Source organism: Streptomyces sp. NPDC051219 (assembly GCF_040682335.1).
GTDB lineage: Bacteria > Actinomycetota > Actinomycetes > Streptomycetales > Streptomycetaceae > Streptomyces.
In genome coordinates this window covers 22,221-47,630 of sequence record NZ_JBFBAS010000006.1, presented here as the reverse complement: position 1 = coordinate 47,630, position 25,410 = coordinate 22,221, and the positions used below count along the sequence as shown (strand labels likewise).

The 25,410-nt window shown below is 69.0% G+C and carries 23 protein-coding genes and 1 tRNA gene; 13 read left to right on the top strand and 11 right to left on the bottom strand.

Annotation, left to right across the window (positions count from 1 at the left end; all coding sequences use genetic code 11):
• Positions 1 to 131 precede the first annotated feature (131 nt).
• The 3 genes from AB0M62_RS09795 to AB0M62_RS09785 all read left to right on the top strand — a co-directional run bounded on the left by AB0M62_RS09795 (position 132) and on the right by AB0M62_RS09785 (position 3,581).
• Entirely contained in the window at positions 132 to 971 is an 840-nt protein-coding gene (locus AB0M62_RS09795) for a TIM barrel protein (RefSeq protein ID WP_366073603.1), read from the top strand.
• A gap of 50 nt (positions 972 to 1,021) precedes the next feature.
• The gene (locus tag AB0M62_RS09790) at positions 1,022 to 1,912 is read left to right on the top strand and encodes a 2-hydroxy-3-oxopropionate reductase (protein WP_366073602.1); all 891 of its coding nucleotides are present in this window, start codon (positions 1,022 to 1,024) and stop codon (positions 1,910 to 1,912) included.
• Positions 1,913 to 2,123: 211 nt separating this feature from the next.
• On the top strand, positions 2,124 to 3,581 hold the full coding sequence (locus AB0M62_RS09785) for a catalase (protein WP_366073601.1): 1,458 nt from the start codon (positions 2,124 to 2,126) through the stop codon (positions 3,579 to 3,581).
• Positions 3,582 to 4,512: 931 nt separating this feature from the next.
• Here AB0M62_RS09785 and gcl read toward each other — a convergent pair.
• On the bottom strand, positions 4,513 to 6,303 hold the full coding sequence (gene gcl / locus AB0M62_RS09780; RefSeq protein ID WP_366073600.1) for a glyoxylate carboligase: 1,791 nt from the start codon (positions 6,301 to 6,303) through the stop codon (positions 4,513 to 4,515).
• 293 nt (positions 6,304 to 6,596) lie between these two features.
• Between gcl and AB0M62_RS09775 the strand changes: the two genes are divergently transcribed.
• From AB0M62_RS09775 to AB0M62_RS09765, 3 genes are all read left to right on the top strand, one after another.
• A complete protein-coding gene (locus AB0M62_RS09775) occupies positions 6,597 to 7,370 on the top strand; it encodes a hypothetical protein (RefSeq protein ID WP_366073599.1) in 774 nt (257 codons plus the stop codon).
• A 64-nt stretch (positions 7,371 to 7,434) separates the two neighbouring features.
• On the top strand, positions 7,435 to 7,947 hold the full coding sequence (locus AB0M62_RS09770; protein ID WP_366073598.1) for a GNAT family N-acetyltransferase: 513 nt from the start codon (positions 7,435 to 7,437) through the stop codon (positions 7,945 to 7,947).
• 113 nt (positions 7,948 to 8,060) lie between these two features.
• Positions 8,061 to 8,549 (top strand): glutathione peroxidase, encoded by a 489-nt coding sequence (locus tag AB0M62_RS09765; protein WP_366073597.1) that lies wholly within the window; start codon positions 8,061 to 8,063, stop codon positions 8,547 to 8,549.
• On the opposite strand, the gene AB0M62_RS09760 is transcribed toward AB0M62_RS09765, so the two are convergent.
• Positions 8,534 to 10,177, bottom strand: coding sequence for an AMP-binding protein (locus AB0M62_RS09760; protein WP_366073596.1), 1,644 nt, complete (start codon positions 10,175 to 10,177; stop codon positions 8,534 to 8,536). The two genes, AB0M62_RS09765 and AB0M62_RS09760, sit on opposite strands and share 16 nt — an antisense overlap.
• A complete protein-coding gene (locus AB0M62_RS09755) occupies positions 10,174 to 11,922 on the bottom strand; it encodes an AMP-binding protein (protein WP_366073595.1) in 1,749 nt (582 codons plus the stop codon). Before AB0M62_RS09755 ends, AB0M62_RS09760 begins: the two co-directional genes overlap by 4 nt.
• 92 nt (positions 11,923 to 12,014) lie before the next feature.
• Here AB0M62_RS09755 and AB0M62_RS09750 point away from each other — a divergent pair, with 92 nt between their 5' ends.
• Complete coding sequence (locus AB0M62_RS09750) at positions 12,015 to 12,473, top strand: helix-turn-helix transcriptional regulator (RefSeq protein ID WP_366073594.1); 459 nt, start codon at positions 12,015 to 12,017, stop codon at positions 12,471 to 12,473.
• 47 nt (positions 12,474 to 12,520) lie between these two features.
• Here AB0M62_RS09750 and AB0M62_RS09745 read toward each other — a convergent pair whose 3' ends face one another.
• Entirely contained in the window at positions 12,521 to 13,639 is a 1,119-nt protein-coding gene (locus AB0M62_RS09745) for a winged helix DNA-binding domain-containing protein (RefSeq protein ID WP_366073593.1), read from the bottom strand.
• Between the two features lie 136 nt (positions 13,640 to 13,775).
• On the opposite strand from AB0M62_RS09745, the gene AB0M62_RS09740 reads away from it, so the two are divergent.
• From AB0M62_RS09740 to AB0M62_RS09715, 6 genes are all read left to right on the top strand, one after another.
• On the top strand, positions 13,776 to 14,939 hold the full coding sequence (locus AB0M62_RS09740; RefSeq protein ID WP_366073592.1) for a magnesium and cobalt transport protein CorA: 1,164 nt from the start codon (positions 13,776 to 13,778) through the stop codon (positions 14,937 to 14,939).
• A 149-nt stretch (positions 14,940 to 15,088) separates the two neighbouring features.
• Complete coding sequence (locus AB0M62_RS09735) at positions 15,089 to 15,811, top strand: ScbR family autoregulator-binding transcription factor (protein ID WP_366073591.1); 723 nt, start codon at positions 15,089 to 15,091, stop codon at positions 15,809 to 15,811.
• A gap of 81 nt (positions 15,812 to 15,892) precedes the next feature.
• Positions 15,893 to 15,980, top strand: a tRNA-OTHER gene (locus AB0M62_RS09730).
• 30 nt (positions 15,981 to 16,010) lie between these two features.
• Positions 16,011 to 16,940 (top strand): diacylglycerol kinase family protein, encoded by a 930-nt coding sequence (locus AB0M62_RS09725; RefSeq protein WP_366073590.1) that lies wholly within the window; start codon positions 16,011 to 16,013, stop codon positions 16,938 to 16,940.
• A gap of 93 nt (positions 16,941 to 17,033) precedes the next feature.
• Positions 17,034 to 18,083, top strand: coding sequence for a ferritin-like domain-containing protein (locus tag AB0M62_RS09720; RefSeq protein ID WP_366073778.1), 1,050 nt, complete (start codon positions 17,034 to 17,036; stop codon positions 18,081 to 18,083).
• Positions 18,084 to 18,088: 5 nt separating this feature from the next.
• Positions 18,089 to 19,627: an MmgE/PrpD family protein gene (locus tag AB0M62_RS09715; RefSeq protein WP_366073589.1), complete on the top strand. Its 1,539-nt coding sequence runs from the start codon at positions 18,089 to 18,091 to the stop codon at positions 19,625 to 19,627.
• A 13-nt stretch (positions 19,628 to 19,640) separates the two neighbouring features.
• On the opposite strand, the gene AB0M62_RS09710 is transcribed toward AB0M62_RS09715, so the two are convergent.
• The 7 genes from AB0M62_RS09710 to fdxA are packed head-to-tail and all read right to left on the bottom strand — an operon-like array spanning position 19,641 to position 25,401.
• Entirely contained in the window at positions 19,641 to 21,032 is a 1,392-nt protein-coding gene (locus tag AB0M62_RS09710) for a YcaO-like family protein (protein WP_366073588.1), read from the bottom strand.
• Positions 21,032 to 21,211 carry a hypothetical protein gene (locus AB0M62_RS09705; protein ID WP_366073587.1) on the bottom strand — a complete coding sequence of 60 codons (180 nt, stop codon included), beginning with the start codon at positions 21,209 to 21,211 and terminating at the stop codon, positions 21,032 to 21,034. Before AB0M62_RS09705 ends, AB0M62_RS09710 begins: the two co-directional genes overlap by 1 nt.
• The gene (locus tag AB0M62_RS09700; protein ID WP_366073586.1) at positions 21,208 to 22,515 is read right to left on the bottom strand and encodes an MFS transporter; all 1,308 of its coding nucleotides are present in this window, start codon (positions 22,513 to 22,515) and stop codon (positions 21,208 to 21,210) included. Before AB0M62_RS09700 ends, AB0M62_RS09705 begins: the two co-directional genes overlap by 4 nt.
• Entirely contained in the window at positions 22,512 to 23,495 is a 984-nt protein-coding gene (locus AB0M62_RS09695; RefSeq protein ID WP_366073585.1) for a cupin domain-containing protein, read from the bottom strand. The genes AB0M62_RS09700 and AB0M62_RS09695 overlap by 4 nt, the downstream gene beginning before the upstream one ends.
• A gap of 54 nt (positions 23,496 to 23,549) precedes the next feature.
• Positions 23,550 to 24,323 carry an enoyl-ACP reductase FabI gene (fabI, locus tag AB0M62_RS09690; RefSeq protein ID WP_366073584.1) on the bottom strand — a complete coding sequence of 258 codons (774 nt, stop codon included), beginning with the start codon at positions 24,321 to 24,323 and terminating at the stop codon, positions 23,550 to 23,552.
• A gap of 5 nt (positions 24,324 to 24,328) precedes the next feature.
• Positions 24,329 to 25,033 (bottom strand): 3-oxoacyl-[acyl-carrier-protein] reductase, encoded by a 705-nt coding sequence (gene fabG, locus AB0M62_RS09685; RefSeq protein ID WP_366073583.1) that lies wholly within the window; start codon positions 25,031 to 25,033, stop codon positions 24,329 to 24,331.
• A gap of 44 nt (positions 25,034 to 25,077) precedes the next feature.
• Entirely contained in the window at positions 25,078 to 25,401 is a 324-nt protein-coding gene (fdxA, locus tag AB0M62_RS09680) for a ferredoxin (protein WP_366073582.1), read from the bottom strand.
• Between the last annotated feature and the right edge of the window lie 9 nt (positions 25,402 to 25,410).

Here is a 25,410-nt window from a genome sequence, read left to right as displayed (position 1 = left end):
GACGTGGCTTCTGCCTCCCTTCTCGGGGGGCATTTTTTTGTGGGCCGCTCTTGACAGCCCTCCCCCACGCCAGGCAGTCTTCCATCAAGCAGAAATGAACTTCCGCAATACGGAAGGAGCGCATACCCCTCATGGGATACACGGACCAGCGCTTCGATGTGAACCTGTCGATCCTCTTCACGGAACTCCCGCTTCTGGAGCGCCCCGCGGCCGCCGCCGCGGCGGGCTTCACGGCGGTCGAGCTGTGGTGGCCCTGGATCGAGACCCCCGCCCCTCCGCAGGCCGGACTCGACGCCCTCAAAAGGGCGCTGGAGGATGCCGGCACCCAGCTGGTGGGCCTGAACTTCTACGCCGGACAGCTCCCGGGCCCGGACCGCGGCGCGGTCTCGGTACCCGGCGAGGAGTCGGAGCGCTTCCGCACCAACATCGACGTGGCGGCCGACTTCGCCGCCTCGGTCGGCTGCAAGGCGCTCAACGCGCTCTACGGCAACCGCGTCGAGGGCGTAGACCCCGCCGTACAGGACGAGCTCGCCCTCGAGAACCTGGTACTCGCTGCCCGCGCGGCGGACCGGGTCGGGGCGATCCTCCTGATCGAGACGCTCAACAAGCCCGAGTCGCCCCTCTACCCGCTGGTGAGCGCCCCGGCCGCGATCGAGGTCGTGGACCAGGTCAACGCGGCCACGGGACTGGGCAACGCCAAGTTCCTGCTGGACCTGTACCACCTGTCGATGAACGGCGAGGACCTGCCCCAGGTCATCGCCGCGTACGCCGACCGGACCGGCCACGTCCAGATCGCTGACAACCCGGGCCGCGGCGCCCCCGGCACCGGCTCGCTGCCGCTCGAGGACCTCCTCGACCAGCTGAAGAAGGCCGGTTACGGCGGCTGGGTCGGCCTGGAGTACAAGGCCGGCGACGCCCCGAGCGCCGAATCCTTCGGCTGGCTGCCGGCCGAGGCCCGCGCGGCCCGCTGACCGGACGTGCACCCGTCTTCACGTACCAAAGTTTTCAGAGAGGCACCCTCATGAGCAACCTCCCCAAGATCGCATGGATCGGCCTCGGCATCATGGGCTCGCCCATGTCCGAGAACCTGCTGAAGGCGGGCTACGACGTCACCGGCTTCACCCTGGAGCAGGACAAGATCGACCGCCTTGTGGCGGCCGGAGGCAGGGGCGCGTCCTCGATCGCCGAGGCCGTCAAGGACGCCGACGTCGTCATCACCATGGTCCCCGCCTCCCCGCAGGTCGAGGCAATCTCGTACGGCGAGAACGGCATCCTGGAGAACGCGAAGCAGGGTGCCCTCCTGATCGACATGTCCTCCATCACCCCGCAGACCTCCGTGGACCTCGCGAAGAAGGCCGCCGAGAAGGGCATCCGCGTGCTGGACGCCCCGGTCTCCGGCGGCGAGGCCGGCGCGATCGAGGCCGTACTGTCGATCATGGTCGGTGGCGAGCAGACCGACTTCGACAGTGCCCTGCCGATCCTCGAGGCGCTGGGCAAGACCATCGTCCTGTGCGGGCCGCACGGTTCCGGCCAGACGGTCAAGGCCGCCAACCAGCTCATCGTCGCGGTCAACATCCAGGCGTGCGCCGAGGCCGTCGTCTTCCTCGAGAAGTCCGGCGTGAACCTTCAGGCGGCCCTGGACGTCCTCAACGGCGGCCTGGCCGGCTCCACGGTCCTCACCCGCAAGAAGGACAACTTCCTGAACCGGGACTTCAAGCCCGGCTTCCGGATCGACCTGCACCACAAGGACATGGGCATCGTCACCGACGCCGCCCGCAATGTGGGTGCGGCCCTCCCGGTCGGCGCCGTGGTCGCCCAGCTGGTCGCCTCGCTGCGCGCCCAGGGCGACGGCGGCCTGGACCACTCGGCCCTGCTGCGCGCCGTCGAGCGCCTCTCCGGCCAGCAGGTCTGACGCTCAGCCGGGCCTGACGGCCCGCCTCGAGTTTCCGGACGGCGCCGGTGCTGACACCTGTCCTGTCGCGCCCAGGCGCCGGCGCCGTCCGGAACACCAACACCCTTCATCTTTCTTCAACAAACTGTTGACGCTGCGTTCAGCCCGTACTTAGGCTCCACATGACGGAAGCCGTTTTCCGTCAGCAGCTCCCCGCACGCGGAAGGTCACCATGTCGAAGCGCACGCTGACGACCGAGTCCGGCGCCCCGGTCGCCGACAACCAGAATTCCTCCACCGCCGGCGTCGGTGGCCCGCTTCTTCTGCAGGACCAGCACCTGCTCGAGAAGCTCGCACGCTTCAACCGCGAGCGCATCCCGGAGCGTGTGGTGCACGCCCGCGGCTCCGGCGCCTACGGCTACTTCGAGGTGACCGACGACGTCACCGGCTTCACCAGCGCCAACTTCCTGAACCAGGTCGGCAGGCGGACGGACACGTTCATCCGCTTCTCGACCGTCGCCGACTCCCTGGGGGGCGCCGACGCGGTCCGGGACCCGCGCGGCTTCGCGCTGAAGTTCTACACCGAAGAGGGCAACTACGACCTCGTCGGCAACAACACCCCGGTGTTCTTCATCAAGGACCCGATCAAGTTCCCCGACTTCATCCACTCCCAGAAGCGCGACCCCTTCACGGGCAAGCAGGAGCCCGACAACGTCTGGGACTTCTGGGCGCACTCCCCCGAGGCGACGCACCAGATCACCTGGCTCATGGGTGACCGCGGCATCCCCGCCTCGTACCGTCACATGAACGGCTACGGCTCGCACACCTACCAGTGGACGAACGCGCAGGGCGAGGCCTTCTTCGTCAAGTACCACTTCAAGACGAACCAGGGCGTCCGCTCCCTGAGCAGCGAGCAGGCCGCCGAGCTGGTCGGCCAGGACGCCAACTCGCACCAGACGGACCTGCTGCAGGCGATCGAGCGCGGTGTGAACCCCTCGTGGACCCTGTACGTCCAGCTCATGCCGGCCGCCGAGGCCGCCGACTACCGCTTCAACCCGTTCGACCTCACCAAGGTGTGGCCGCACGCGGACTACCCGCTCCAGCGCGTGGGCCGTCTGGTCCTCGACCGCAACCCGGAGAACGTCTTCGCCGAGGTCGAGCAGGCCGCCTTCTCCCCGAACAACTTCGTTCCGGGTATCGGCCCCTCGCCCGACAAGATGCTCCAGGGCCGTCTCTTCGCCTACGCGGACGCCCACCGCTACCGCCTGGGCGTCAACCACACGCTGCTGCCGGTGAACGCGCCGAAGGCGACGGAAGCCGTCAACTACGGCCGCGACGGGGCCATGGCCCTGCGCAACGGATCGCGCCACGACAAGAACTACGAGCCCAACTCGTACCAGGGCCCGGCCGAGACCGGTCAGGCGCTCTCCGCCGCGCTGGCGGTCCACGGCCACACCGGCACGCACGCCGCGCCGGCCCACACCAAGGACGACGACTTCTTCCAGGCGGGCGAGCTCTACCGCCTGATGTCCGCCGAGGAGAAGGCCCGTCTCGTCGCCAACATCGCCGGCGGCCTCTCGCAGGTCACGCGCGACGACGTCATCGAAAAGAACCTCGCTCACTTCCACGCCGCCGACGCCGAGTACGGCAAGCGCGTCGAGGAGGCGGTCCGCGCCCTGCGCGAGGACTAGGAGCAAGCAGGCTGCGCCCGGGACCTGACGGGAGGTCAGGTGTCCGGGCGCCGAGCCCGCACCGCGGACCCGGATGAGGGGTGGTCATGCGGTACGGGAGGCTGCGTCAGCCCATGCGGCTGACGCCGCGTGAGGACCGCGGCGGCCGTGCGATGCCAGTGCGGTGGTCAAGGTCGCCGGAACCGCTTCTTGACCTGAGGGAAGCGGCAACTCCGCTGACCGATCGCCGCCGCCGCGGTCCCAGCCACACGTCCGACCCGCAGTCTCGCCACACCCAGTCTCCGCCCGGCGGTGCGAACGTCCTGTCGCGCCAGCCTCGTTCCGTCGGGCGGTACCAACTTCCCGGCCAGAGCGCCGAGTCACGGACGGTCCCGTGACTCGGCGCTCTGTTGCGTGCGGGGCCGCGGCAAAGGTGCGGTGTGTAACGAATGGCGCCTGCCGGTTCAGCCGCACACCCCGTTGAGGACTCAGTCGTTCGACTGGCCATGGGCCTGCACTGCGCATCCGCCAGTGATGACCAGCGGGTACGCGGCGCTGATGCTGAGGACGTCGGCCAGGAGTCGACGATGCGGATCGCCGAGGTTCACGCCGTCACTGGCGTCCGGCCGGCGAGAGCGGGGAAAGCGTCTTCCCACGCCAGGCGAATGTGCCGACTGACCAGCGTGCGCCGCACCGGCCACTGTGCGAGTACCGCAGACGGCTGCATCCACGGCATCACCGCGCCGCCGCGCCTGGTCCACTCGTGAAGTCGTCGCGATCAGCGCGGCCGGGCGCTGACACAAGGGCATCCCGGAACTGGGCGCGGGCAACCGTCCCGACCGCCGACGCGAGCGGCCGCATGCCGAAGGCCCCCGTCCCTCCGGAGAACTTGGGTTCTGGGAGGCGGGGGCCTTCAGGGTGCCAGGGGCCGGACCAGCGGTCAGACCAGCGGTCAGACCAGGGGGCGGACCAGGGGGCGGATCGCCGTGGGCGCGTGGCCCGGCTCGGTGGCGAGCTCTTCCCACTCGTTGATCGCGTCGATGCCGGCGCCACCCATCGAGATGTTGGTGACGCGCTCCAGGATGGCCTCGACGACCACCGGGACGCGGAACTCGGCGGCCAGCTTCTTGGCCTCCTCGAAGGCCGGCAGCAGCTGGTCCGGCTCGGTGACCCGGATCGCCTTGCAGCCCAGGCCCTCCACGACCTTGACGTGGTCGACGCCGTAGACGCCCAGCTCCGGGGAGTTGATGTTTTCGAACTCCAGGTTGACCTGGAAATTGATGTCCAGGTTGCGCTGCGCCTGACGGATCAGGCCCAGGTAGGCGTTGTTCACCAGCACGTGGACGTAGGGAATCTTGTGCTGCGCACCGACCGCCAGTTCTTCGAGCATGAACTGGAAGTCGTAGTCACCGGACAGGGCGACGACCGGGGTCTCCGGGTCCGCGGTGGCGACACCGAGCGCGGCCGGGATGGTCCAGCCGAGCGGACCGGCCTGGCCGCAGTTGATCCAGTGGCGCGGCTTGTAGACGTGCAGCATCTGCGCGCCGGCGATCTGGGAGAGACCGATGGTGGTGACGTACCGGGTCTCCGGGCCGAAGGCCTTGTTCATCTCCTCGTACACGCGCTGCGGCTTCATCGGCACGTTGTCGAAGTGCGTACGGCGCTGCAGCGTGGCCTTGCGCTCCTGGGTGGAGGCGGCCCACTCGCTGCGGTCCGGCAGCTCGCCCGCGGCCTTGAGCTCCTTGGCCACCTCGACGAAGAGCTCCAGCGCGGCCTTCGCGTCGGACGCGATTCCGTAGTCCGGGGCGAAGATCTTGCCGATCTGGGTGGGTTCGATGTCGACGTGGACGAACTTGCGGTCCTTGGTGTAAACGGCAAGGTCGCCCGTGTGGCGGTTGGCCCAGCGGTTGCCGATGCCCAGGACGAAGTCCGACTCCAGGAAGTTCGCGTTGCCGTAGCGGTGCGAGGTCTGCAGGCCGACCATGCCCGCGTTCAGCTCGTGGTCGTCGGCGAGGATGCCCCAGCCCATCAGGGTCGGGATGACCGGTGTGCCGGTCAGCTCGGCGAACTCGACCAGCAGCGCGGAGGCGTCGGCGTTGATGATGCCGCCACCGGCGACGATCAGGGGCCGCTCGGACTCCAGCAGGAACTGGATCGCCTTCTCGGCCTGGGCGCGGGTCGCGGCGGGCTTGTAGACGGGCAGCGGCGCGTACGTCTCGGGGTCGAACTCGATCTCCGTGAGCTGGACGTCGATCGGCAGGTCGATGAGAACGGGGCCGGGACGGCCGGAGCGCATCAGGTGGAAGGCCTGCTGGAAGACGCCCGGGACCTGCGCGGCCTCCAGGACCGTCGTCGCGGCCTTGGTGACCGGCTTCGCGATCGAGGCGATGTCGACGGCCTGGAAGTCCTCCTTGTGGAGCTTCGCGACCGGCGCCTGGCCCGTGATGCAGAGGATCGGGATCGAGTCGGCGATCGCGGAGTACAGCCCGGTGATCATGTCGGTACCCGCCGGGCCGGACGTACCGATGCAGACACCGATGTTGCCAGGGTTGGCGCGGGTGTAGCCCTCGGCCATGTGCGAGGCGCCCTCGACGTGCCGGGCGAGCGTGTGCTTGATGCCGCCGCCTGCCTTGAGTGCCGCGTAGAAGGGGTTGATCGCTGCGCCGGGCACGCCGAACGCGACGTCAACGCCTTCGCGCTTGAGGATCTCAACTGCCGCGCGCGCGGCTGTCATTCGGGGCATCGTGTACTCCTGCGTCAGGCATTTCCGTAATGCGGAAGTTTTGTTCTGCTATACGGAACAATGTAGGAGGCGCTCACCGGACACGTCAAGGCGATGGGGAGCGGATGCCACCAAAAGCGCCGCATCGGTAGGCCCGTCGTACGAAACGCGGCAGACTCTCCCCAACGGTTCGCGGTCGCCGGACGCTGAGGCGGAACCGCGCCGACCCGTACCCCGACGACCCCGCAACCCCGCGCAAAACGATGACCCGCACATCCCGACGACCCGACCGAACTGGTGCTGGAGGCAAGTCCATGGCGGAGACCGTGCCGGTGCGCTGCCCGGCCTGCCACCGCGAGCACGCCTACGCTCCCCCGGTCTTCCCGTGCGCCTGCGGAACCCCCATCGCACCGCCGCTGGTGCGGGGCGCGACGCTGTCCCCGATAACGCACCGGAACTGGACCGATGCCTGGGTGGCCGTCCGCTGCCCCGCCTGCGGGCGGGAGGACGAATGGCCTCAGCCGGAGTTCGGCTGCGGCGGCTGCGGAACGGTGGCCCGTATCCCCGTACGTCCCGTCTCGGAGGTGTACGCGGACACCGGCGCAGACCCGGGCGCCGTCGGGACCTCGTCCTCGGGCGGTGCGGGCGCGCGCCCGGCCACCACCCTCCCGGCCCACATCCCGCTGCCGCCCACGGCGGCGGTCCCGCGGCCCGCCTTCCAGCCGGTGACCATCAGGACCGCCCGGGACGCGGTGACCGCCGCCGCGCTCTACCTGCGCTGGCTGGGATTCCGCGACGTACGGCAGTCGGACAAGCGGCCCTCGTCCGGCATCGACCTCCGCGCGCCGGGGCTGGTGGCCCAGGTGGACCCGAGCACCCGGCCGGCGGCCCTCCGGGACATCGAGTGCCTCTGGCTCAACGGCCTCACCACCTCGGCCGTGAGCGTCTTCTTCTCTCTCGCGGGATACACCGCCGAGGCCAGGACGCGCGCGGACGATCTCCGCATCCCGCTGTTCGTCATGGACCTCACGGGAGTGCCGCAGCCCGTCAACGACCCCGCGGACGAACTCCTGAGCACCGGGGCATGAAACCGGGCCGGAAACCGCCTGAAACGGGAGTCGGGGAAGACGGGCGTGGCGCGATACTCGTCGTATGCCTGCCGCCATCCGCCTCGCGACCGCCGCGGAGCTGCCCGCGCTCCAGGACATCGAACGCGCCGCCGGTGAGCCTTTCCGCGCTCTCGGCATGGCCGCGATAGCCGACGACGAGCCGCCCGCCCTCGACGTGCTGGCCCGTTTCCAGGACGCCGGCCGCGCCTGGGTCGCCACCGACGAGGAGCACCGGCCGGTGGCCTATCTGATGGCGGAGGTCGTGGACGGCGCCGCCCACATCGAGCAGGTCTCGGTCCATCCGCAAGCCGCGCGCCGTGGCGTCGGCCGGGCCCTCATCGACCATCTCGCCGCCCACGCCTGTGCCGAGGGCCTGGCAGCCCTGACCCTGACGACCTTTGCCGAGGTCCCGTGGAACGCGCCCTACTACAGCCGGCTCGGTTTCCACGTCGTTGACGGCCCCGGCCTCACGCCCGGTCTGCGCGAGATCCTGCGGGCCGAGGCCGCGCACGGCCTGGACCGCTGGCCCCGGGTGTGCATGCGACGCCGGCTGTGAGCCGCGGGCAGCGGGCTGCGCGTGCGAGCGGCCGGCTGTGAGCGGCGCGCTGTGAGCCGCGACCGCCACAAGGCATCATCGGGCGTGCACGTTTTTTCTCCCGAGGAGCCCTCATGAGTCTGACCGACATCCCCCTCCACACCCTGACCGGCGAGCCCACCACCCTGGGCGCCTACCGGGGCAAGGCCGTCCTGCTGGTGAACGTGGCCTCCAAGTGCGGTCTCACCCCGCAGTACGAGGGCCTCGAGCGGCTCCAGCAGAAGTACGCCGAGCGCGGCTTCACCGTGCTCGGCGTGCCCTGCAACCAGTTCGGCGGCCAGGAGCCCGGCAGCTCCGAGGAGATCCAGACGTTCTGCTCGGTCAGTTACGGCGTGACCTTCCCCCTGCTGGAGAAGATCGAGGTCAACGGCCCCGGTCGGCATCCCCTCTACGCCGAGCTGACCGAGACCGCCGACGCCGCCGGTGAGGCGGGCGACATCACGTGGAACTTCGAGAAGTTCCTGCTCTCCCCGCAGGGAGAGGTCGTCGCCCGCTTCCGTCCGGCCGTCGAGCCGGAGGCCGCGGAGGTCGTCGCGGCCGTCGAGGCTCAGCTGCCCGCCTGACCTCCCGCCCGCCCCGTCCTCTGATCCGCGTACCGTTCGCGCAGCTCGATCTTGCGGACCTTCCCGCTGACCGTCATCGGGAAGGACTCCAGGATCTGCAGGCCTCGCGGGATCTTGTAGTGGGCGAGCCGACCGGTGCAGTACGCGGTCAGCTCGCCCAGGGTCGGCGGGTCCGCCGGGTCCCGGGGGATGACACAGGCCAGGATCTCCTCGCCGTACCGCTCGTCCGGGATTCCGACCACCTGTACGTCGGCGATCTTGGGATGGCCGTACAGGAACTCCTCGATCTCGCGCGGGTAGACGTTCTCGCCACCCCTGATGATCATGTCCTTGATCCGGCCGACGATCTGTACGTAGCCGTCGTCCCGCATCACGGCTAGGTCGCCGGTGTGCATCCAGCGGCCCGCGTCCACCGCCTCCGCGGTCTTCTCCGGCTCGTCCCAGTAGCCGAGCATCACGCTGTACCCCCGGGTACACAGCTCGCCCGCCTCGCCGCGCGGCACGGTCGTGCCTGTCACCGGGTCGCTGATCTTCACCTCGACGTGCGGGAGGACCCGGCCGACCGTGCCCGTGCGGCGTTCCAGGTCGTCGTCCCGGCGCGTCTGGGTGGAGACCGGTGAGGTCTCGGTCATGCCGTAGCAGATGGAGACCTCCGCCATCCGCATCTCGGCGACCACCCGCTTCATCACCTCGACCGGACAGGGCGAGCCGGCCATGATCCCGGTGCGCAGGCTCGACAGGTCGTACGTCGCGAACGCGGCAAGGTTCAGCTCCGCGATGAACATCGTCGGGACGCCGTAGAGCGCGGTGCAGCGCTCCTGCTCCACGGCCCGCAGGGTGGCCGCCGGGTCGAACGAGGGCGCGGGGATGACGATGCACGCGCCGTGCGAGGTGGCTCCCAGGTTGCCCATCACCATGCCAAAGCAGTGGTAAAAGGGCACCGGCAGGCAGACCCGGTCCTGTTCGGTGTAGCCGATCATCTCCCCGACGAAATAACCGTTGTTGAGGATGTTGTGGTGGGAGAGGGTCGCTCCCTTGGGGAAGCCGGTGGTGCCGGAGGTGTACTGGATGTTCACCGGGTCGTCGCAGGACAACTCACCCTCGCGAACCTTGAGTTCCTCGGCGGTGACACCCTCGGCCGCGTCGAGCAGGACATCCCAGGAGCCGTCTGCGATGTAGTGGACGGCGCGCAGCCCGGAGCAGCGCGGCCGGACCTCGTCCACCAGCGCCCGGTAGTCGCTGGTCTTGTGGGACTGCGAGGCGAAGAGGACGGTGATCCCGGCCTGATTCAGCACGTACTCCAGCTCGTGAACACGGTAGGCCGGGTTGATGTTCACCATGATCGCGCCGATCCGGGCGGTGGCGTACTGCACCAGTACCCACTCGGCGCAGTTGACGGCCCAGATGCCCACACGGTCGCCCTTGGCGACGCCGGTCGCCAGGAGTGCGCGGGCCAGCCGGTCCACCTCTGCGCCGAACTCGGCGTACGTCCAGCGCTTTCCGGCCGGGAGGTCCACCAGCGCGTCGCGGTCGGGGTGGGCGGCGATCACCCGGTCGAGGTTCAGGCCGATCGTGTCACCGAGCAGCGCGGTGGTACCGGTCCCGTGGGCGTACGAAAGGCCGGTCATCGGACATCCCCCGTCGCGTTCCCGGTGTTTTCCGTGGTCCCGGTGTCTTCCGTGCCCTCTGTGCTTTCGGTGTTCGCGGTGTACTCGGTGTACTCGTCCATCGAGCCGGCCGCGGTCCGCTCGCGCAGCTCGATCCGGCGGATCTTGCCGGAGATCGTCTTGGGCAGCTCGGCGAACTCGATCCTGCGGATCCGCTTGTACGGCGCGAGGACCTTCCGCGAGTGCGCGAACAGCGCCTGCGCCGTCTCCGGCCCCGGCTCCCAGCCTTTCGCCAGTACGACGTACGCCTTCGGCACCGACAGCCGCAGCGGATCTGGCGCCGGCACGACCGCCGCCTCCGCCACCGCCTCGTGTTCCAGCAGGGCGCTCTCCAGCTCGAACGGCGAGATCTTGTAGTCGGACGCCTTGAACACATCGTCTCCCCGCCCGGTGAAGCTCAGGTAGCCGTCCGCGTCACGCGACCCGATGTCCCCGGTGCGGTAGTAGCCGCCGGCCGTCACCTCCGCCGTACGCTCCGGCTCGCCGTGATAGCCGGCCATCAGCCCCACCGGATTCACCGACAGGTCCAGACAGATCTCACCCTCCTGCATGCCCGGCTGCCCGGTCGCCGGATCGAGCAGCTCCACCTTGAAGCCCGGGCTCGGCCGCCCCATCGACCCCGCCCTCACCCGCTGACCCGGCGTGTTCGCGATCTGCACGGCCGTCTCCGTCTGCCCGAAACCGTCCCGGATCGTCACACCCCAGGACCGCTGAACCTGCTCGATGACCTCCGGGTTCAGCGGCTCGCCCGCTGCCACCACTTCACGCGGCGGCGTCCGCAAGGCGCTCAGGTCCGCCTGGATCAGCATCCGCCACACGGTCGGCGGCGCGCAGAAGCTCGTCACCCCCACCCGGTCCATCTCCCGCATGAGCCGGCCCGCGTCGAAACGCGTGTAGTTGTGGATGAAGACCGTCGCCTCCGCGCTCCACGGCGCGAAGAGATTCGACCAGGCGTGTTTGGCCCACCCCGGCGAGGAGATGTTGAGATGCACGTCCCCCGGCTTCAGCCCGATCCAGTACATCGTCGCCAGATGGCCCACCGGATAGGACACATGGGTGTGCTCGACCAGCTTGGGCAGAGCCGTCGTACCCGAGGTGAAGTACAGCATCAGCGGGTCGTCGGCAAGGGTGACAGCGTCGGGCCGGAACGCCGCGTCCGCCGAGTACACCTCTTCGTAGGGGAGCCAGCCGGGCACCGTCTCACCGACCGCGATCCGCGTGTAGGCGCCGGGCACCCGGTCGAACTTGACGGTGTCCTCGGAGCGTACGAGCACATGGCTCGCCTGGCCGCGCTCGATACGGTCTCGCAGATCGAGCGGGCCGAGCAGGGGGGTGGCCGGGATGACGACGGCGCGAAGCTTCATCGCCGCCAGCGCGACCTCCCACAGTTCCCGCTGGTTTCCGAGCATGACGACGATGCGGTCACCGGCGCGGACGCCCTGTTCTCGCATCCAGTTGGCGGCCTGGTCGGAGCGGAGGGACATCTCACCGAACGAGGTCTGCGTCTCGCGGCCGTCCTCGTCGACGATGTGCAGCGCGGTCCTGCCGTTACCGGTGGCGATCTCGTCGAACCAGTCCAGCGCCCAGTTGAACCGCTCGGGGCGCGGCCACTGGAAGCCCTCGTACGCCGTCGCGTAGTCCTCCCGGTGCTGCAGCAGGAAGTCCCGCGCCGCCCGGAACTCCTCGGTCGCGCCGCATGCCGTCATGTGCCCTCCTCGTTTGCCGGACCATTCACTGACATCGTGTAATCAGTGACTCAGGTCTCACTACCCCCGGACGGGGGTGAAAGGAAGAAGGCGTGCCGGAGCCGAACGAGGCAGTGGAGCTGCGCGCGGCGCTGTCGCGGATGCGTCGTACCACCGGGCTGCCGGTCGTCTTCGGCGGCATGGTCGGCGCGCCGGGCCGGCTGCGTATCGCCGAGCTGAGCGGTATGGCGACCGCGCACGGCGAGCTGCGCGCGCCGGCGCCGCGGATCGCCGATCCCGCTCTGCGTGAGGAACTCCGGTCCGTCTGCGACCTGTTGGCGGCCGCAACCGGCTTGCCGCCGCCCCGTGGGCGCCAAGTCGCCCTGGCCCCGCGCGAAGTGGATGCACTCGCCTGTGTGGCGGCCGGGGCCACGAACGCCGGCGCCGCGGACCGTCTCGGGCCGCGTCCCGAGACGGTGAAGGGCTATCTGCGCTCGGCCATGCGGAAGCTGGGCGCACACACCCGCCCGGAAGCGCTGGTGGCGGCGCGCCGGGCCGGCCTGCTGCCCTGACCCCTGCCGACGGTGCGTACCGCGGGATCCGCCCGCGCGCCAGGCGCTCAGCCGCCGAAGTCGGCGAAGTCGGCGAACCGGACCTCGTACGAGGACGCAGTGGTCATCCCGGCAAGCAGCCTGCCGCCTTCCTCGGCGACCTCGTTGCGCTGGGGGCTGGTCAGGCTGCCGAAGGGCTGCACGGTGAGAACCGCGCTGTCGCCGCTCTCCTCCAGCCTCCAGATTCCGGCGAGGAAGCCGTCGACCATGAGCACGCAGTAGGGCTGGTTCCCCTTCCAGGTGCGGGCCCTGGTCTCGGCGGGGACGAGCCGGCTGCGGTCGGCGTGCGAGAGCAGCAGGTTGTCGTACTCCGGGAGGAACCGCGGTGGCGCCGGAGTGTCATCGTCCGGTCGGGGCGCGTCGGGGAGGTCGAAGAGTTCCACGCCGTTCTCGTCCTGGAAGGCGAGCAACCGAGGGCGCAGCCGTTCGAAGGACTCACGCAGCCGGGTCAGTCCCGACCAGGTCTGCATGTCCTTGACCGAGGCCGGCCCGAAGGCGGCCAGATAGCGCAGTACGGTCCCGTCGGGCGCCGGGGCCGGCGCGGAGGGGCGGCCGAGCCAGTGTTCCGCGGTGGTCAGTGTGACCTGCCCGCTTCGACGCCACAGGCCACGCGGGGTGACCTGTACGAGGGGCAGCAGGCACCGGGCGGCGATGCCCAGGGACTGCGGGTCGGCGTCCGGCCACTCCCGCAGCAGGGCTTCGCGGATCTGCTGCATCGTGCGGGGCTGCCCCTCCACCAGGGCGCGGCTCAGCGCGGCCAGCCGGTCCAGGTCCACTCCGTCCAGGCCCTTGCGGAACATCTTCAGCTCGCGGTCCCGCGCCGCCTGGACGAGCGGGCGCAGGGTGAGTGCGTCGTCGGCGGTGTGCGTGTGGATGGTTGAGCGCATGGAGACGATTCGGACCACCGCGCGCGAGTCCATCAGGCCTGACAGCTCTTCGGGGTCGAAGTCCTCCAGCCGGGACCAGAGCTGGTAGTACGGCGGCTTGACGCTCTGCGCCTGGAGACCGAGGAGGTGCGTGACGGCGTCCTCGGCGGGCATCGCGGCACGGGCGAGCAGGAGCTGGCGCGCAAGGGTGGCGCGGTTCAGGGCGCGCGTACCGAGTACGGGATTCGTCTTCGGGGCCATGCCCGGCACGCTACTCGTCCTTGCGGACAGTTTCTGTCCGCAAGTGGCGGCCCTCCGCCGCCATGCCCATGCCCCTTGATCCGGATATCCTTCTCCGTGGTCAGAACGCACACGCTCGATCCGGAGGTGACCTGCGATGCCGGAGCGACGAGCCCGTCCCGCGCTGTCCCCGAAGAAGCACGCGTGGCGCCGCCCGGCCGCACCACCGGTCGGTCCCCCGGTCACCGCCGCACCTTCCGAGCCGCCGGCCGCGCCCGCCGAGGCGCAGGCGGCCGACCACCGCAGTGTCGTTCAGGCCGCGCTCTACCGGGACGGCCGGCGTGTCTCCTCCCCCGTCACGCTCGCCGAAACCTTCCGGCAGTTGCGCGAGCAGCACGACGGCATGGCGTGGATCGGCCTGCAAGGCCCGACCGAGGCCGAACTCTTCTCCCTGGCAGCCGAGTTCGACCTGCATCCGCTCTCGATCGAGGATGCGCTCGAAGCCCACCAGCGCCCCAAGCTGGAGCGCTACGGCGACACCCTGTTCGTGGTCCTGCGGGCCGCGCGTTACCTCGACGCGGCGGAGGAGGTGGACTTCGGCGAGCTGCACGTCTTCGTCGGCCCCGACTTCCTCATCACGGTCCGGCACGGCGCCGCCCCCGACCTGTCCAGCGTCCGCCGCCGCATGGAAAAGACCCCGGAGCTGCTGGCGCTGGGCCCCGAGGCGGTGCTGTACGCGATCCTGGACGCGGTCGTCGACGGCTACATCCCGGTGGTCCAGGGCGTACAGATCGACATCGACGAGATCGAGACCGAGGTCTTCCGCGGCGACCCCGAGGTGTCCCGCCGCATCTACGAACTCTCCCGCGAGATGGTGGAGTTCCAGCGCGCCACTCGCCCCCTGGTGGGAATGCTGCACGGCCTGATGGCCGGCTTCGCGAAGTACGGCACGGACGAGGAACTGCAGCGCTACCTCCGCGACGTCGCCGACCACGTCACGCACACCAGCGAACGCGTGGACGGCTTCCGGCAGGCCCTGACCGAGATCCTGACCGTGAACGCGACGCTGGTGACACAGCAGCAGAACGCGGAGATGCGGGCGCTGGCGGAGGCCGGCTTCGAACAGAACGAGGAGATCAAGAAGATCTCCAGCTGGGCCGCCATCCTCTTCGCCCCGACCCTGGTCGGCACGATCTACGGCATGAACTTCGACGCCATGCCGGAGTTGCGCTGGGTTTTCGGATACCCCTTCGCCGTCGCCCTCATGGCCGTTGTCTGCACGAGTTTGTACTTCATCTTCAAGCGCCGGGACTGGCTCTGAAGCCGAGGGGGGTGAGCCAGGCCGCAGTCGATACCCGGTCCCCTGGCATGTGCAACCGCCTGTTACCGCAAGGGATGTGTTCCAGTACGGTGAAGCGCCGTCAGTAAGGCAATTGCGCAAGCGGGCCCCTGCCCGCCGGGAGGAACGTGATGACGCGGCAAGAGCGGGCACTGAAGACCAGGCGAATGATTCTGGACGCCGCCGGAGCCGTCTTCGCCGAACGGGGCTATGAGACAGCGACCGTTCTGGAGTTTCTCTCACAGGCGGGAGTGACCAAGGGGGCCTTCTACTTCCATTTCTCCTCCAAAGAGGAAGTCGCCCTGGCCTTGCTGAGCGAACAGGTGCCGCAGCAGGACCTTCTGGCGGCACAGAAGTTCCGGCTCCAGGAACTCGTGGACGTCCACCTCGTCCTGGCCTGCCGGCTGTCCCGCAGCGCTCGTGCCCGTGGCTGCTTTCGGCTGGCCCTGGAACAGGGCCAGGACGGCCGGTACCGCCGAGACCCCTATGTGGAACGGGCGCGGTTCAACGCGGCACTGCTGACCGCGGCGCGAAATGGCGGAGAGCTGCTGCCGGGTGTGGAGGTGTGTGAAACAGCGGAGTTCCTGGTGAGTTCCTTCATGGGACTGCACCTGATGTCGCAGGTCCTCAGCGACTACGCGGACCTGGAACACCGGATCGCTCTGCTCTTTCGGAACGTTCTTCCCGGGATTGCCGATGCGGAGGTGCTGAACGAGCTGGACCTGAGGTCGGACCGCGGCAGTCGCCTGCTCAGCGAGACCGGTGAGGCCGCAGCCGAACCCGCGCGGCGGCCCCGTTCGTCAACCGGTGCGGAGAGGACAGCGGCCCCGGCCGTCGACCCGATCTGCCGCTGAGACGCCCGTCTCAGCGGCGTGTAAGGACGGTCTGGCACCGTAGTTCACGTCGCCGAGGACGCAACTCCTCGACGAGAACAGGGAGAGATACCCGTAGTGGCCTAACGGGACCAGGACTTGTCCTGGTAGGGACTTTGGTCCCACGTAGGTTCGAATCCTGCTCTCTCCGCTGCAGTAGGACGAGGGACGGGCGGGGAAGATGGGTTCTTGGGCAAGCAGTGCACTGGTTGTGGCGAACGAACGGGCAGGCACAGCTTCCACGGAACTCATCGACTCCGTCGTCCGGCAATGCGCACAGGTCATCGACGATGTGACCTTGAGCCGCACGGCCTACCGCGGTCACGCCACCGAGCTGGCGGCGAAGGCGGCCGGCGACCGGATCGACACAGTGGTCGTCGTCGGGGGTGACGGAACCACCAGTGAGGCGGTCAACGGACTCCTGAAAGTCCCCGCGGAGATGCAGCCGGTACTGATCAACATCCCGGCCGGCACGGGCAACTCCTTCTACCGCGAGATATGGCGGGACCGGCCCTGGCAGCAGGCACTCGACATCGCCTTCGGAAGTGCGGAACCGCGGGTGCGCCGGCTGGACATGATGCGGGTCGCCGAGACCGGAGACCTGGTGATCCTCGGAGCCTGCTCCGGGCTGGTCGCCGAGGCCCTCACCGTGGCGGCCGGGATCACCGACACCGCCGGGCGGGAACGCTACCAACGCGCCGTTGCCCTGACGCTGCAGAACTTCACTCCGCACCCCGGCAGGGTCACGGTGGACGGTGATGTCGTCCATGACGGCAGCGTCGTGTTCGCCAACGTCGGCGGCGGGCGCTACCGCGGAGGCCAGTTCAAGGTGCTTCCCCACTCGGTCCTCGACGACGGACTGCTTGATGTGTGCGTGGTGGGTGGGCAGCTCGACCTGCGAGAACTTCCCGGCCTGACCCGTGACGGCAGCCACCTCGCCCATCCCGCGGTGACCTACCGGCGAGGGAGGCGGATCGTCATCGAGCGCACCGACGGGAAACCGCTGACATTCGAGTGGGACGGAGAGGCACGTGACTCCACGCGGACCTCTTACACGCTGGAAATCCTTCCCGGCGTGCTCTCCGTCCTGGCACCTCCGGAGCCCGCGTAGATCCGACACTGCTCGAAACTTCAGGAGAAACCTCTTATGCGCAGCATCAGTGCCCACTCTGACGAAGACAGCACCACAGCCTGGACCTTCCCCATGCAGGGCAGGAATCACTTCGCATGGGAGTACGATTCCGAACGTACGAGTCTCCTCAACCTTTATCAAAAGGGCAAGGACAAGCAGTGGGACAGCGCAAAGCGGATCGACTGGTCCATAGAAGTCGACCCCTTCGACGTGCTGGGCACGCCTGAGCACACGCTCGGCCTGTACGGCTCGAAGCAGTACGGCAAGCTGAACGTGCGGGAAAAGCAGGAACTGCGCCAGCACATGGCTTCATGGGAGTTCAGCCAGTTCCTGCACGGCGAGCAGGGCGCCATGATCTGTTCGGCGCGTATCGTGGAGTCGGTTCCCGACATGGATTCCAAGTTCTACGCGTCGACGCAGGTCATGGACGAGGCCCGGCACGTCGAGCTCTTCTCCAAGTTCGTCACGGAGAAGATCGAGATGACCTATCCGATCAGCCCTCATCTGAAGACACTGCTGGGAGAGTCCCTCAACGACTCCCGCTGGGACATGCCTTATCTGGGCATGCAGGTCCTCATCGAGGGCCTCGCGCTCGCCGCCTTCGGAATTCTGAGGGACAAGACCACCAAACCCCTGCCCAAACAGATCCTGTCGTACATCATGCAGGACGAGGCCCGGCACGTGGCATTCGGCCGACTGGCACTTCGTGACTATTACGCGAACCTGAGCACCCAAGAGCTGGCCGAGCGCGAAGAGTTCATCATCGAGGGCTGCTACCTGATGCGTGACCGCCTTCGCATGCAGGAGGTGTGGGAGAACCTCGGCTTCGACATGAAGGAATGCATGGAGTACATGAACGTGGGGCCGCGCATGCGCGCCTTCCGTTCTCTGCTCTTCACCCGCATCGTGCCCTGCGTCAAGGACATCGGTCTGTGGAGCCCCAGGATTCAGAAGGCATATGACGACATGGGCGTCCTCGATCTGGCCGGCGCCGACCTGATCAAACTCATGGAGTCGGACGAGGCTCAGGCCGAGGCCCTCGACGCGGAACGGCGTGAACTCGAGGCCCGGCGGGCGGAAGTGGACGAAGCCATCGCGCACGGCACTCTCGCCGGTTCGTAGCCTCGATGGAGACTGCGCGGCCACAAGCGGAAGAGACCGGACAGGCGGCGTCCACGGCACCGCACCCCACCACGGCGGGGCTGCTGCCCACCCTTGCCGCCTGGGCCGGCGAACTGCGCTACGACGACATCCCCGAACGTCTCATCACGATCGCCACCAGCCAGGTCCTGTCGTACATGGCAACGGCACGCGCGGCCCTCGACCACCCGATCGGCGCCAAGCTCGTCACCGCCTTCGGCGCTCCTCGCGCCGCCCATCCCGAGCAGACCGCCTACGTACTCGCCGGCCTGTCCTCCTGCCTCTACCTCGAGGACACGTTCTACGCCGGCCATCTGTCCCACTCCACGGTGAGCGTGCCGTTGGCCTACCAGGGCGTCGAGGATGCCGACGGCCGCACCCTCATCACCGCCGTGGTGGCGGCCAACGAGTGTGCCGCGCGCCTCACGGCAGCCGCCACGCTCGGCCCGTTCCGAGGACAGTCCGCCGCCCACACCCACCTCATCGGGGCACCCGCCGCCCGACTGCGGATGAGTGGCCGGTGCGATCCGGCGGTCCTGTGCAACGCCTGGGGCCTCGCCCTCGCGGCTCCGCCGTGGTCGCTGCGCCCGGCGTTTCTGGGCAGCGAGGCCAAGGCACTCTCCGCCGCTGTGCCCGTGCGGGCCGGGCTGGACGCCGCAGCCGCCGCGCGTGCCGGTCTGACAGGCCTTCCCGACCTGCTGGAACGTCCAGGCGGCTTCCTGGAAACGTTCTCGCACGCAGCCATCCCGGAAGCCGTCACCCACAGCCTGGGACGGCGCTGGCACACCGAGACGATCTCGTTCAAGACGCATCCCACTGCCGTGCACCTCGACGCTCCGGTCGAGTGCGCGAGCGCCGTGCACGAGCAGCTGCGGGGGACGCACCCCGACGAGATCGCCACGGTCGACGTCTACGCGCCACGGCTCATGCTGGAAATGAACCGGCACGTCGCGCCGTATATGCGAGACGGCGACTCGCCCATAGCCGCCCTCAACCTGAGTGCTCCGTACAACATCGCGACCGTCCTGCTCACCGGCGGCCTGGAGGTGGCGGACGTCAGTCCTCCGGCTGTCCACGACCCCCGCCGCTGGACGCTGGCGAAGAAGGTGCGGCTGCACTACGACGAGAAGCTGAGCCGGTCCGCCATGTACGCCACCGCGCCGGTGGGCGAAGCACTGCGGCAGGCCGGAGCGCGGGCACTGCAGTGGATGACCCGCATCCCGGGGGAGCCGGTCGAAGATCTGGTGGCACAGATCGGCCTGCCGGCCTCCACCTTCGAGGACGCGACCAAGCAGATCGGTGCCCGCTTGGTGGTCCGGCTGACCGACGGCCGCACCCTGACAGCGGAGAGGGCCGAGGGAGGCGGATCCGTCGGATCTGCGTCATGGACCCGCCACCCCGAGCTGGTCCGGGAGAAGCTGCACAGGACGGGGGTCCCGCAACAGGTCGTGGACCGGCTGAGCCGGCTCCCTCAGCTCACGGCCGGTGAACTGGCGGACGCCCTGCGCCGCAGCTGGGCCGCCTGACCGGGACCGCCCCTCACGAGTGCGGCATCGGAAAGACGTTCAATTGCTCCTCCGTCAGCTCTCCCTCCCGCCGGCCCAGTCGTACACCGGCCGACTGCATGCGGCCGCGCCCCAGCGCGGGGTAGGCGGCCGGGGCGGCTCCGACCGTGCCGGGCACGACGACGCGCACCGCACGCATCCCGGCCCCGGTCGCCTCGGGGGTCGTCAGATCCACGCTGATGACCTCGTGCCCGGCGGCCTCGACCTGGGCGAGCAGGACATCGGCGCTGCGTCGCGGCAGCGAGGGAACATCTGCCCAGCTGCCGACCGGAAGGTCCCACGACCACGGGGCGACCCGGTCCGCCGCTCGCCGGTCGAGGTAGAGCTGCTGCTGGCACAACTGCTCCACCACATCCCGGCAGTCGGACCGGTAGGAGTCCAGATAACGCCGGTCACGGCGCCATGGTTTGAGCGGTGAGGGCCGGTCGTGGTTCCAGGACGCGGCCGCCGTGGGATTGTCCAGCGTACGACAGGTGATCTGGAGGATGTACGCCTCCGCGAGCGCCTTGGCGGCAGCCTCACGCGGGTCGGCACGAGCCGCGAATCCGTAGGTCAGCCAGCCTTCGGGGCTGCTGCGTACCCCGGCGGCGAGCACCGGCACCCCGAAGTCGTTGGGCAGATGGACCAGCCGCACCTCGAACGAATGGGCCGCATCGCCGGTGAGCGAGGCCAGCCGGCCAGGCAGGGGCAAGTCGGGAAGAGGGTGCGCATTGGCCCACCACAGGGCGGAGGCGTCACGTTCGATCACCTCTTCCAGCCCGGAGAGCAGGGCCAGTTCCGCCGTTCTGCCGGCTGCGATACCGCCCACCGCGGGAAAGGCGTACAACGGCTCGGGTCCTTGGTGCGGCATGCGCTGCCAGGCGGTGTAGACGAGGAAGACGGGCACATGGACGGGCTCGTCGCTGCCGACCTGGCGGCCCTCGATCCAGTGTGCCGGTGAGTCCGGCAGGAAGGGACGGAAAGGGAAGCCGGGACTGGCGTACTGCCGGGCCGAATACAGCACCAGCTCCCGTGGATCCAGCGCGGGAACACCCTGCCGGGTCAGCGCTTCGTAGGTCGCATAGCGGATGCGGCCGGCGTCCGGGGCGATCGCTCCGCAGAGTCTCTCGACGGCCTCGCCCTCGGCCGCGCGGCGGGCGGCCCGCGACCCCTCCCAGGACGTCCCGAACGCCTGCCGGTCGGCCTGCCAGGGATGCTGTTCCGTGAGATCGGCCAGATCGCTGACGGCCAGGTGCAGGGCGGGGGGCGTACCGGCCAGTCCGGTGAACACGCGCGTCCCGGTGATGACCGAGCGGTACGGGCCGGAGCCCGGCTCGGTACAGCGAGTGCTGTCCGGGCCGGACTCCGGGGTGGATGAGACGGTCATCAGCTGACGTACGCCGCAACACAGTTGTCGGTGATGAGTGTCTCGGCCTCGATGTAGGCCGCGACACAGTTGTCGGTGATGAGTGTCTCGGCATCCGTGTACGCCGCGACGCAGTTGTTGGCGATGAGCGGCTCGGCGTACGCCGCCACGCAGTTGTTGGCGATGAGCGACTCGTTCATGAAGGTTTCCTTTCGGTCGCGGTACCTCTCCCGAGTTCGGGGGAGGAAGGTGACAGCGGTTCTGTGCTGCCGTCCCGCACAGCCGCGTCGGCGGCTGCACGGAAGCTTCTGTGCCGGCCGACGATCAGCAGACAGCCGATTCCGGCCGCCGTACCGCCAAGAGCGCACAGGGACCACAAGGTGGTCGCGCCGAACCGGTCGAGGACCCAGCCGCCGCCGGCCGGAGCCAGGAAGGCAGCCGCTGTCCACGCCATGCCGTACGTGCCCTGATAGCGGCCCCGCTGATGCGTCGGCGCCCGGTTCGCGGCCACGGCCATTCCCGCGGGGGCCTGCAGGATCTCCCCCGCAGTCCAGACCGCCACGGTGAGGGCGAAGGCCACCGCACTGTCCGCGAGCATGGTCAGACCGAACCCCCATCCCAGCAGCAGCCCGGCGGCGAGCAGTACACCGGCGGGTGACTGCCGGCCTGCCAGCCGGGTCACCGGGATCTGAAGTGCCACGACGAGAAGCCCGTTGAGGGCGAAGACCAGGCTGTAGGTCCCCGGGCTGTGACCCTGCTCGGTCATGACGACGGGAAGTGTCGTCGAACCCTGCTTGAAGACGACCGCGAACAGCAGCGTCATCAGTACGAACAGCAGGAAGGGCCGGTCCCGGTGGACCGCGGCGGGCAGGGCCTTACGGCCCGTGTCCGCTCCGGCAGCCGGATCGGGACGGGTTTCCGGAACCTTGATCAGCACGACCAGTGCGCACAGCAGTGTCGCGGCGGCGTCGGCGACGAACAGCACGGCGTACCCGTGGCTGTACATCAGGCCCGCCAGAACCCCGGACAGCGCGCCACCGGCGTTCAGGGCCCAGTAGTTCAAGGCGAAGGCGCGCTGCCGGTCCGGCGCCGGGACCAGGTCACTGAGTGATGCCTGCAGGGCCGGCCGTACGGCGGTGCTCCCCACGCCCACGGCCACGGCAGCCAGGGCCACGGCCCAGCGGCCCTCACACAGGCCGAGCATGGCCATGCTCACCGCCGTCCAGCAGTGGGCCGCGAACATGGTCCACCGGCGGCCCAGACGGTCGGCCAGCACCCCGCCCAGCGCGGATCCCGCGACCCCGCCGAGTCCGATGAGGGACATGACGATTCCGGCGTACGAGGCGGAGTAGTCGCGGCCCACCGTCAGGGAGAGGACAAGCATGGGACCGGCGAAACCGCCGATCCAGTTCACCAGGATGCTCACCCAGATCCACCAGAAGGCGGGCGGCAGCCCGCGCAGGCCGGCCGGAGGGACCCGCCGTGTCACCGTCGGTTCTCTCATGGGGTGGCGTCGCGCTCCCGCGACCGGTGCGGCAGGCCGAACCGCGGCCGGACCGGGGCGCCTCCGTCCAGGTCCGCGGCCAGCTTCTCCAGCAGCCCCGGCTCGTGAACGGCGTCGGTGAGCACGCGTCGTAACCGTCCGTACCACTGGGCGGCGCTCTCGTCACCGGCGAACCGCGGAAGGTCCTGCCTGACCACGGCGTCCTCCACGGCGAGGTGGACCAGCAGCTGACGCAGCAGATCCGCGGCCGACGGTAGACGGGTCCCCAGGGTGAGATGGACCGAGGGCTGTCCATCGACCGCCCTGACCGTGTGCCACCAGCCTCTGGGGAGATAGAGGACGTCGCCGTCGGTGAGCTCGCCGCTCCAGCAGACGCTCTCTGCGGAGGGACGAGGAGGGCGGCTGAGTACCCCGACCGGAGCGTCCTGCGTCGGCGGGTGGATGTCCCACCGCTTGGCGCCGCCCACCTGCATGATCAGAACGTCGTGATCGTCCCAGTGCGTGTCGAAGCCCTGCTCCGCCCCGCCGAGATTGGCGTAGAGGTTCGCCTGCACCAGGGAGCGAAGACTGTTCTCCACCCCGGTGACGAGGGTGCGCAGGGGAGCATGGAGTTCCTCGATGCCGTCGATCACCAGAGTGGCGCCGAGGGACAGCGCGTCGTGGAGATGATCCGGGCGGATCCGCAACGGACGTCCGCGCGGCGCGAGTTGCGGTACCGGTTCCGCGCAGGACATCAGCGATCCGTTCTCCGCGGCCCGCACCAGATGGATGCGGTTCAGGTCGACCCGGGCTGCGGCCAGGATGTCGTTGAGCTGGTCCCAGCCGAACACGCCGGCGAAGCGGCCCTCGGGTCCTTCGACCACCACGGGTGCGGTACCCAGACGACTGCCCAGGAAGTCGCTCTCCCGCAGCGGGTACAGCAGATCGCCCAGCCCTGCCGGCGGGGCGAGGCCCTCCGCATCTGTCCTCAGGACGTCCACAGCGTTACCTCCATCAACCGACGAGCGGACCGCGGCGTTGCCGGTGTGCCCGGATCAGGCACCGACGGCGTGCAGGCCGCCGTCGACATGAACGATCTCTCCGGTGGTCTTCGGGAACCAGTCCGACAGCAGGGCGACAACGCCCCGTCCCGCCGGTCCGGGGTCGGTGACATCCCACTCCAGGGGGGAGCGGTTGTTCCATACCTCCGCCAGTTCCGTGAACCCCGGGATCGATTTGGCGGCCATGGACCTGATCGGGCCGGCCGCGATCAGGTTGCAGCGGATGTTCTGCTTGCCCAGGTCCCGGGCGAGGTAGCGCGAGGTGGCCTCGAGTGCGGCCTTGGCCGGACCCATCCAGTCGTACTGCGGCCAGGCGTAGCGCGCATCGAAGGTGAGGCCGACCACCGAGCCGCCTTCCCGCATCACCGGCAGACAGGCGGTGGTCAGGGACTTGAGGGAGAACGCCGACACATGCATGGCAGTGGCGACGGACTCGAAGGAGGTGTTGAGGAAGTTGCCCCCGAGCGCGTCCTGGGGCGCGAAGCCGATGGAGTGCACCACTCCGTCCAGCCCGCCCAGCTCCGCCCGCACCGCTTCGGCCAGGCCGTCGAGCTGGGCGACGTCGGTGACGTCGAGTTCGAGGACCTTGACGTCATCCGGTCTCGGCAGCCGTTTCGCCGCCATCTCGGTGAGACTGGGCCGGGGGAAGGCGGTCAGGATGATCTCGGCACCTTGTTCCTGTGCCAGCCTGGCCGCGTGGAAGGCGATGGACGACTCCATCAGCACGCCGGTGAGCAGGATGCGCTTGCCCGTGAGGATTCCGGTCATGGTTATCAGTGCCCCATGCCCAGTCCGCCGTCGACCGGGACGACGGCCCCCGTGATGTACGAGGCGTGCTCGGAAGCGAGGAACCGCACGGTCTCGGCCACCTCCTCGGGCCGGGCGAAGCGGCCGAGGGGCACTCGTGCGGCGATGCTCCGACGGCGCTCGTCCCCGAGGTCCTTCGTCATGTCGGTGTCGACAAACCCTGGCGCGACGACATTGAAGGTGATGTTGCGCGATCCCAGTTCATGGGCGAGGGAACGCGCGAAGCCGATCAGACCTGCCTTGGAGGCCGCATAGTTCGCCTGGCCCGGCGAGCCCAGCAGACCGACGACGGAGGAGATCAGCACGACCCGCCCCTTCCGCGCGCGCAGCATGCCGCTGCTGCCGCGCTTCACGACGCGGAAGGCGCCGGTGAGATTGGTGTCCAGTACGGAGGTGAAGTCGTCGTCGGACATGCGCATCAGCAACTGGTCTTTGGTGACGCCCGCATTGGCCACCAGGACCTCCACGGGGCCGTGTTTGTCCTCGATCTCCTTGTAGGCCAGCTCCACCTGCTCGGCATCGGTGACGTCGCACCGGACCCCGAGCAGGCCGGACGGCGGCTCGCCGGAGCGGTAGGTGATGGCGACCTTGTCGCCCGCATCGGCGAAAGTGCGGGCGATGGTGAGGCCGATGCCGCGGTTTCCTCCGGTGACAAGGACCGAACGGCTCACGCGATTCTCCGTTTCGTTGAAGTGGTCGGAGGGCCGGGTGGGGATCAGAGCGACGCACTCGGGGCGAGTGAGGCCACCAGCGGAGAGTCGTGGTCGTGCATGCCGGCCGACGCCGCGCCCCCCGGAGCGCCGATGTCCGTGAAGAAGTCCAAGGCGGACTGCCGGAACTGATGCAGCTCGGGCGGGAGGTCCGTCTCGAAGAAGATGGCCTCCACCGGGCAAACCGGCTCGCAGGCTCCGCAGTCCACGCATTCGTCCTCGTGGATGTACAAGGCCCGTCGCCCCTCGTAGATGCAGTCCACAGGGCATTCGTCGATGCACGACCTGTCCTTCACATCGACACATGGCTGCGCTATCACATACGTCATGCGGTGGCT

What these genes read in the sequence shown, in the direction of transcription:
- AB0M62_RS09725 (WP_366073590.1), top strand. Translation starts at nt 16,011, where the DNA reads ATGGGTTCTTGGGCAAGCAGTGCACTGGTTGTGGCGAACGAACGGGCA.
- AB0M62_RS09770 (WP_366073598.1), top strand. Translation starts at nt 7,435, where the DNA reads ATGCCTGCCGCCATCCGCCTCGCGACCGCCGCGGAGCTGCCCGCGCTC.
- AB0M62_RS09720 (WP_366073778.1), top strand. Translation starts at nt 17,034, where the DNA reads ATGCAGGGCAGGAATCACTTCGCATGGGAGTACGATTCCGAACGTACG.
- AB0M62_RS09775 (WP_366073599.1), top strand. Translation starts at nt 6,597, where the DNA reads ATGGCGGAGACCGTGCCGGTGCGCTGCCCGGCCTGCCACCGCGAGCAC.
- fdxA (WP_366073582.1), bottom strand. Translation starts at nt 25,401, where the DNA reads ATGACGTATGTGATAGCGCAGCCATGTGTCGATGTGAAGGACAGGTCG.
- AB0M62_RS09795 (WP_366073603.1), top strand. Translation starts at nt 132, where the DNA reads ATGGGATACACGGACCAGCGCTTCGATGTGAACCTGTCGATCCTCTTC.
- AB0M62_RS09705 (WP_366073587.1), bottom strand. Translation starts at nt 21,211, where the DNA reads ATGAACGAGTCGCTCATCGCCAACAACTGCGTGGCGGCGTACGCCGAG.
- AB0M62_RS09715 (WP_366073589.1), top strand. Translation starts at nt 18,089, where the DNA reads ATGGAGACTGCGCGGCCACAAGCGGAAGAGACCGGACAGGCGGCGTCC.
- AB0M62_RS09790 (WP_366073602.1), top strand. Translation starts at nt 1,022, where the DNA reads ATGAGCAACCTCCCCAAGATCGCATGGATCGGCCTCGGCATCATGGGC.
- AB0M62_RS09755 (WP_366073595.1), bottom strand. Translation starts at nt 11,922, where the DNA reads ATGACGGCATGCGGCGCGACCGAGGAGTTCCGGGCGGCGCGGGACTTC.
- AB0M62_RS09765 (WP_366073597.1), top strand. Translation starts at nt 8,061, where the DNA reads ATGAGTCTGACCGACATCCCCCTCCACACCCTGACCGGCGAGCCCACC.
- AB0M62_RS09760 (WP_366073596.1), bottom strand. Translation starts at nt 10,177, where the DNA reads ATGACCGGCCTTTCGTACGCCCACGGGACCGGTACCACCGCGCTGCTC.
- AB0M62_RS09785 (WP_366073601.1), top strand. Translation starts at nt 2,124, where the DNA reads ATGTCGAAGCGCACGCTGACGACCGAGTCCGGCGCCCCGGTCGCCGAC.
- AB0M62_RS09740 (WP_366073592.1), top strand. Translation starts at nt 13,776, where the DNA reads ATGCCGGAGCGACGAGCCCGTCCCGCGCTGTCCCCGAAGAAGCACGCG.
- AB0M62_RS09700 (WP_366073586.1), bottom strand. Translation starts at nt 22,515, where the DNA reads ATGAGAGAACCGACGGTGACACGGCGGGTCCCTCCGGCCGGCCTGCGC.
- AB0M62_RS09710 (WP_366073588.1), bottom strand. Translation starts at nt 21,032, where the DNA reads ATGACCGTCTCATCCACCCCGGAGTCCGGCCCGGACAGCACTCGCTGT.
- fabI (WP_366073584.1), bottom strand. Translation starts at nt 24,323, where the DNA reads ATGACCGGAATCCTCACGGGCAAGCGCATCCTGCTCACCGGCGTGCTG.
- AB0M62_RS09745 (WP_366073593.1), bottom strand. Translation starts at nt 13,639, where the DNA reads ATGGCCCCGAAGACGAATCCCGTACTCGGTACGCGCGCCCTGAACCGC.
- AB0M62_RS09735 (WP_366073591.1), top strand. Translation starts at nt 15,089, where the DNA reads ATGACGCGGCAAGAGCGGGCACTGAAGACCAGGCGAATGATTCTGGAC.
- gcl (WP_366073600.1), bottom strand. Translation starts at nt 6,303, where the DNA reads ATGCCCCGAATGACAGCCGCGCGCGCGGCAGTTGAGATCCTCAAGCGC.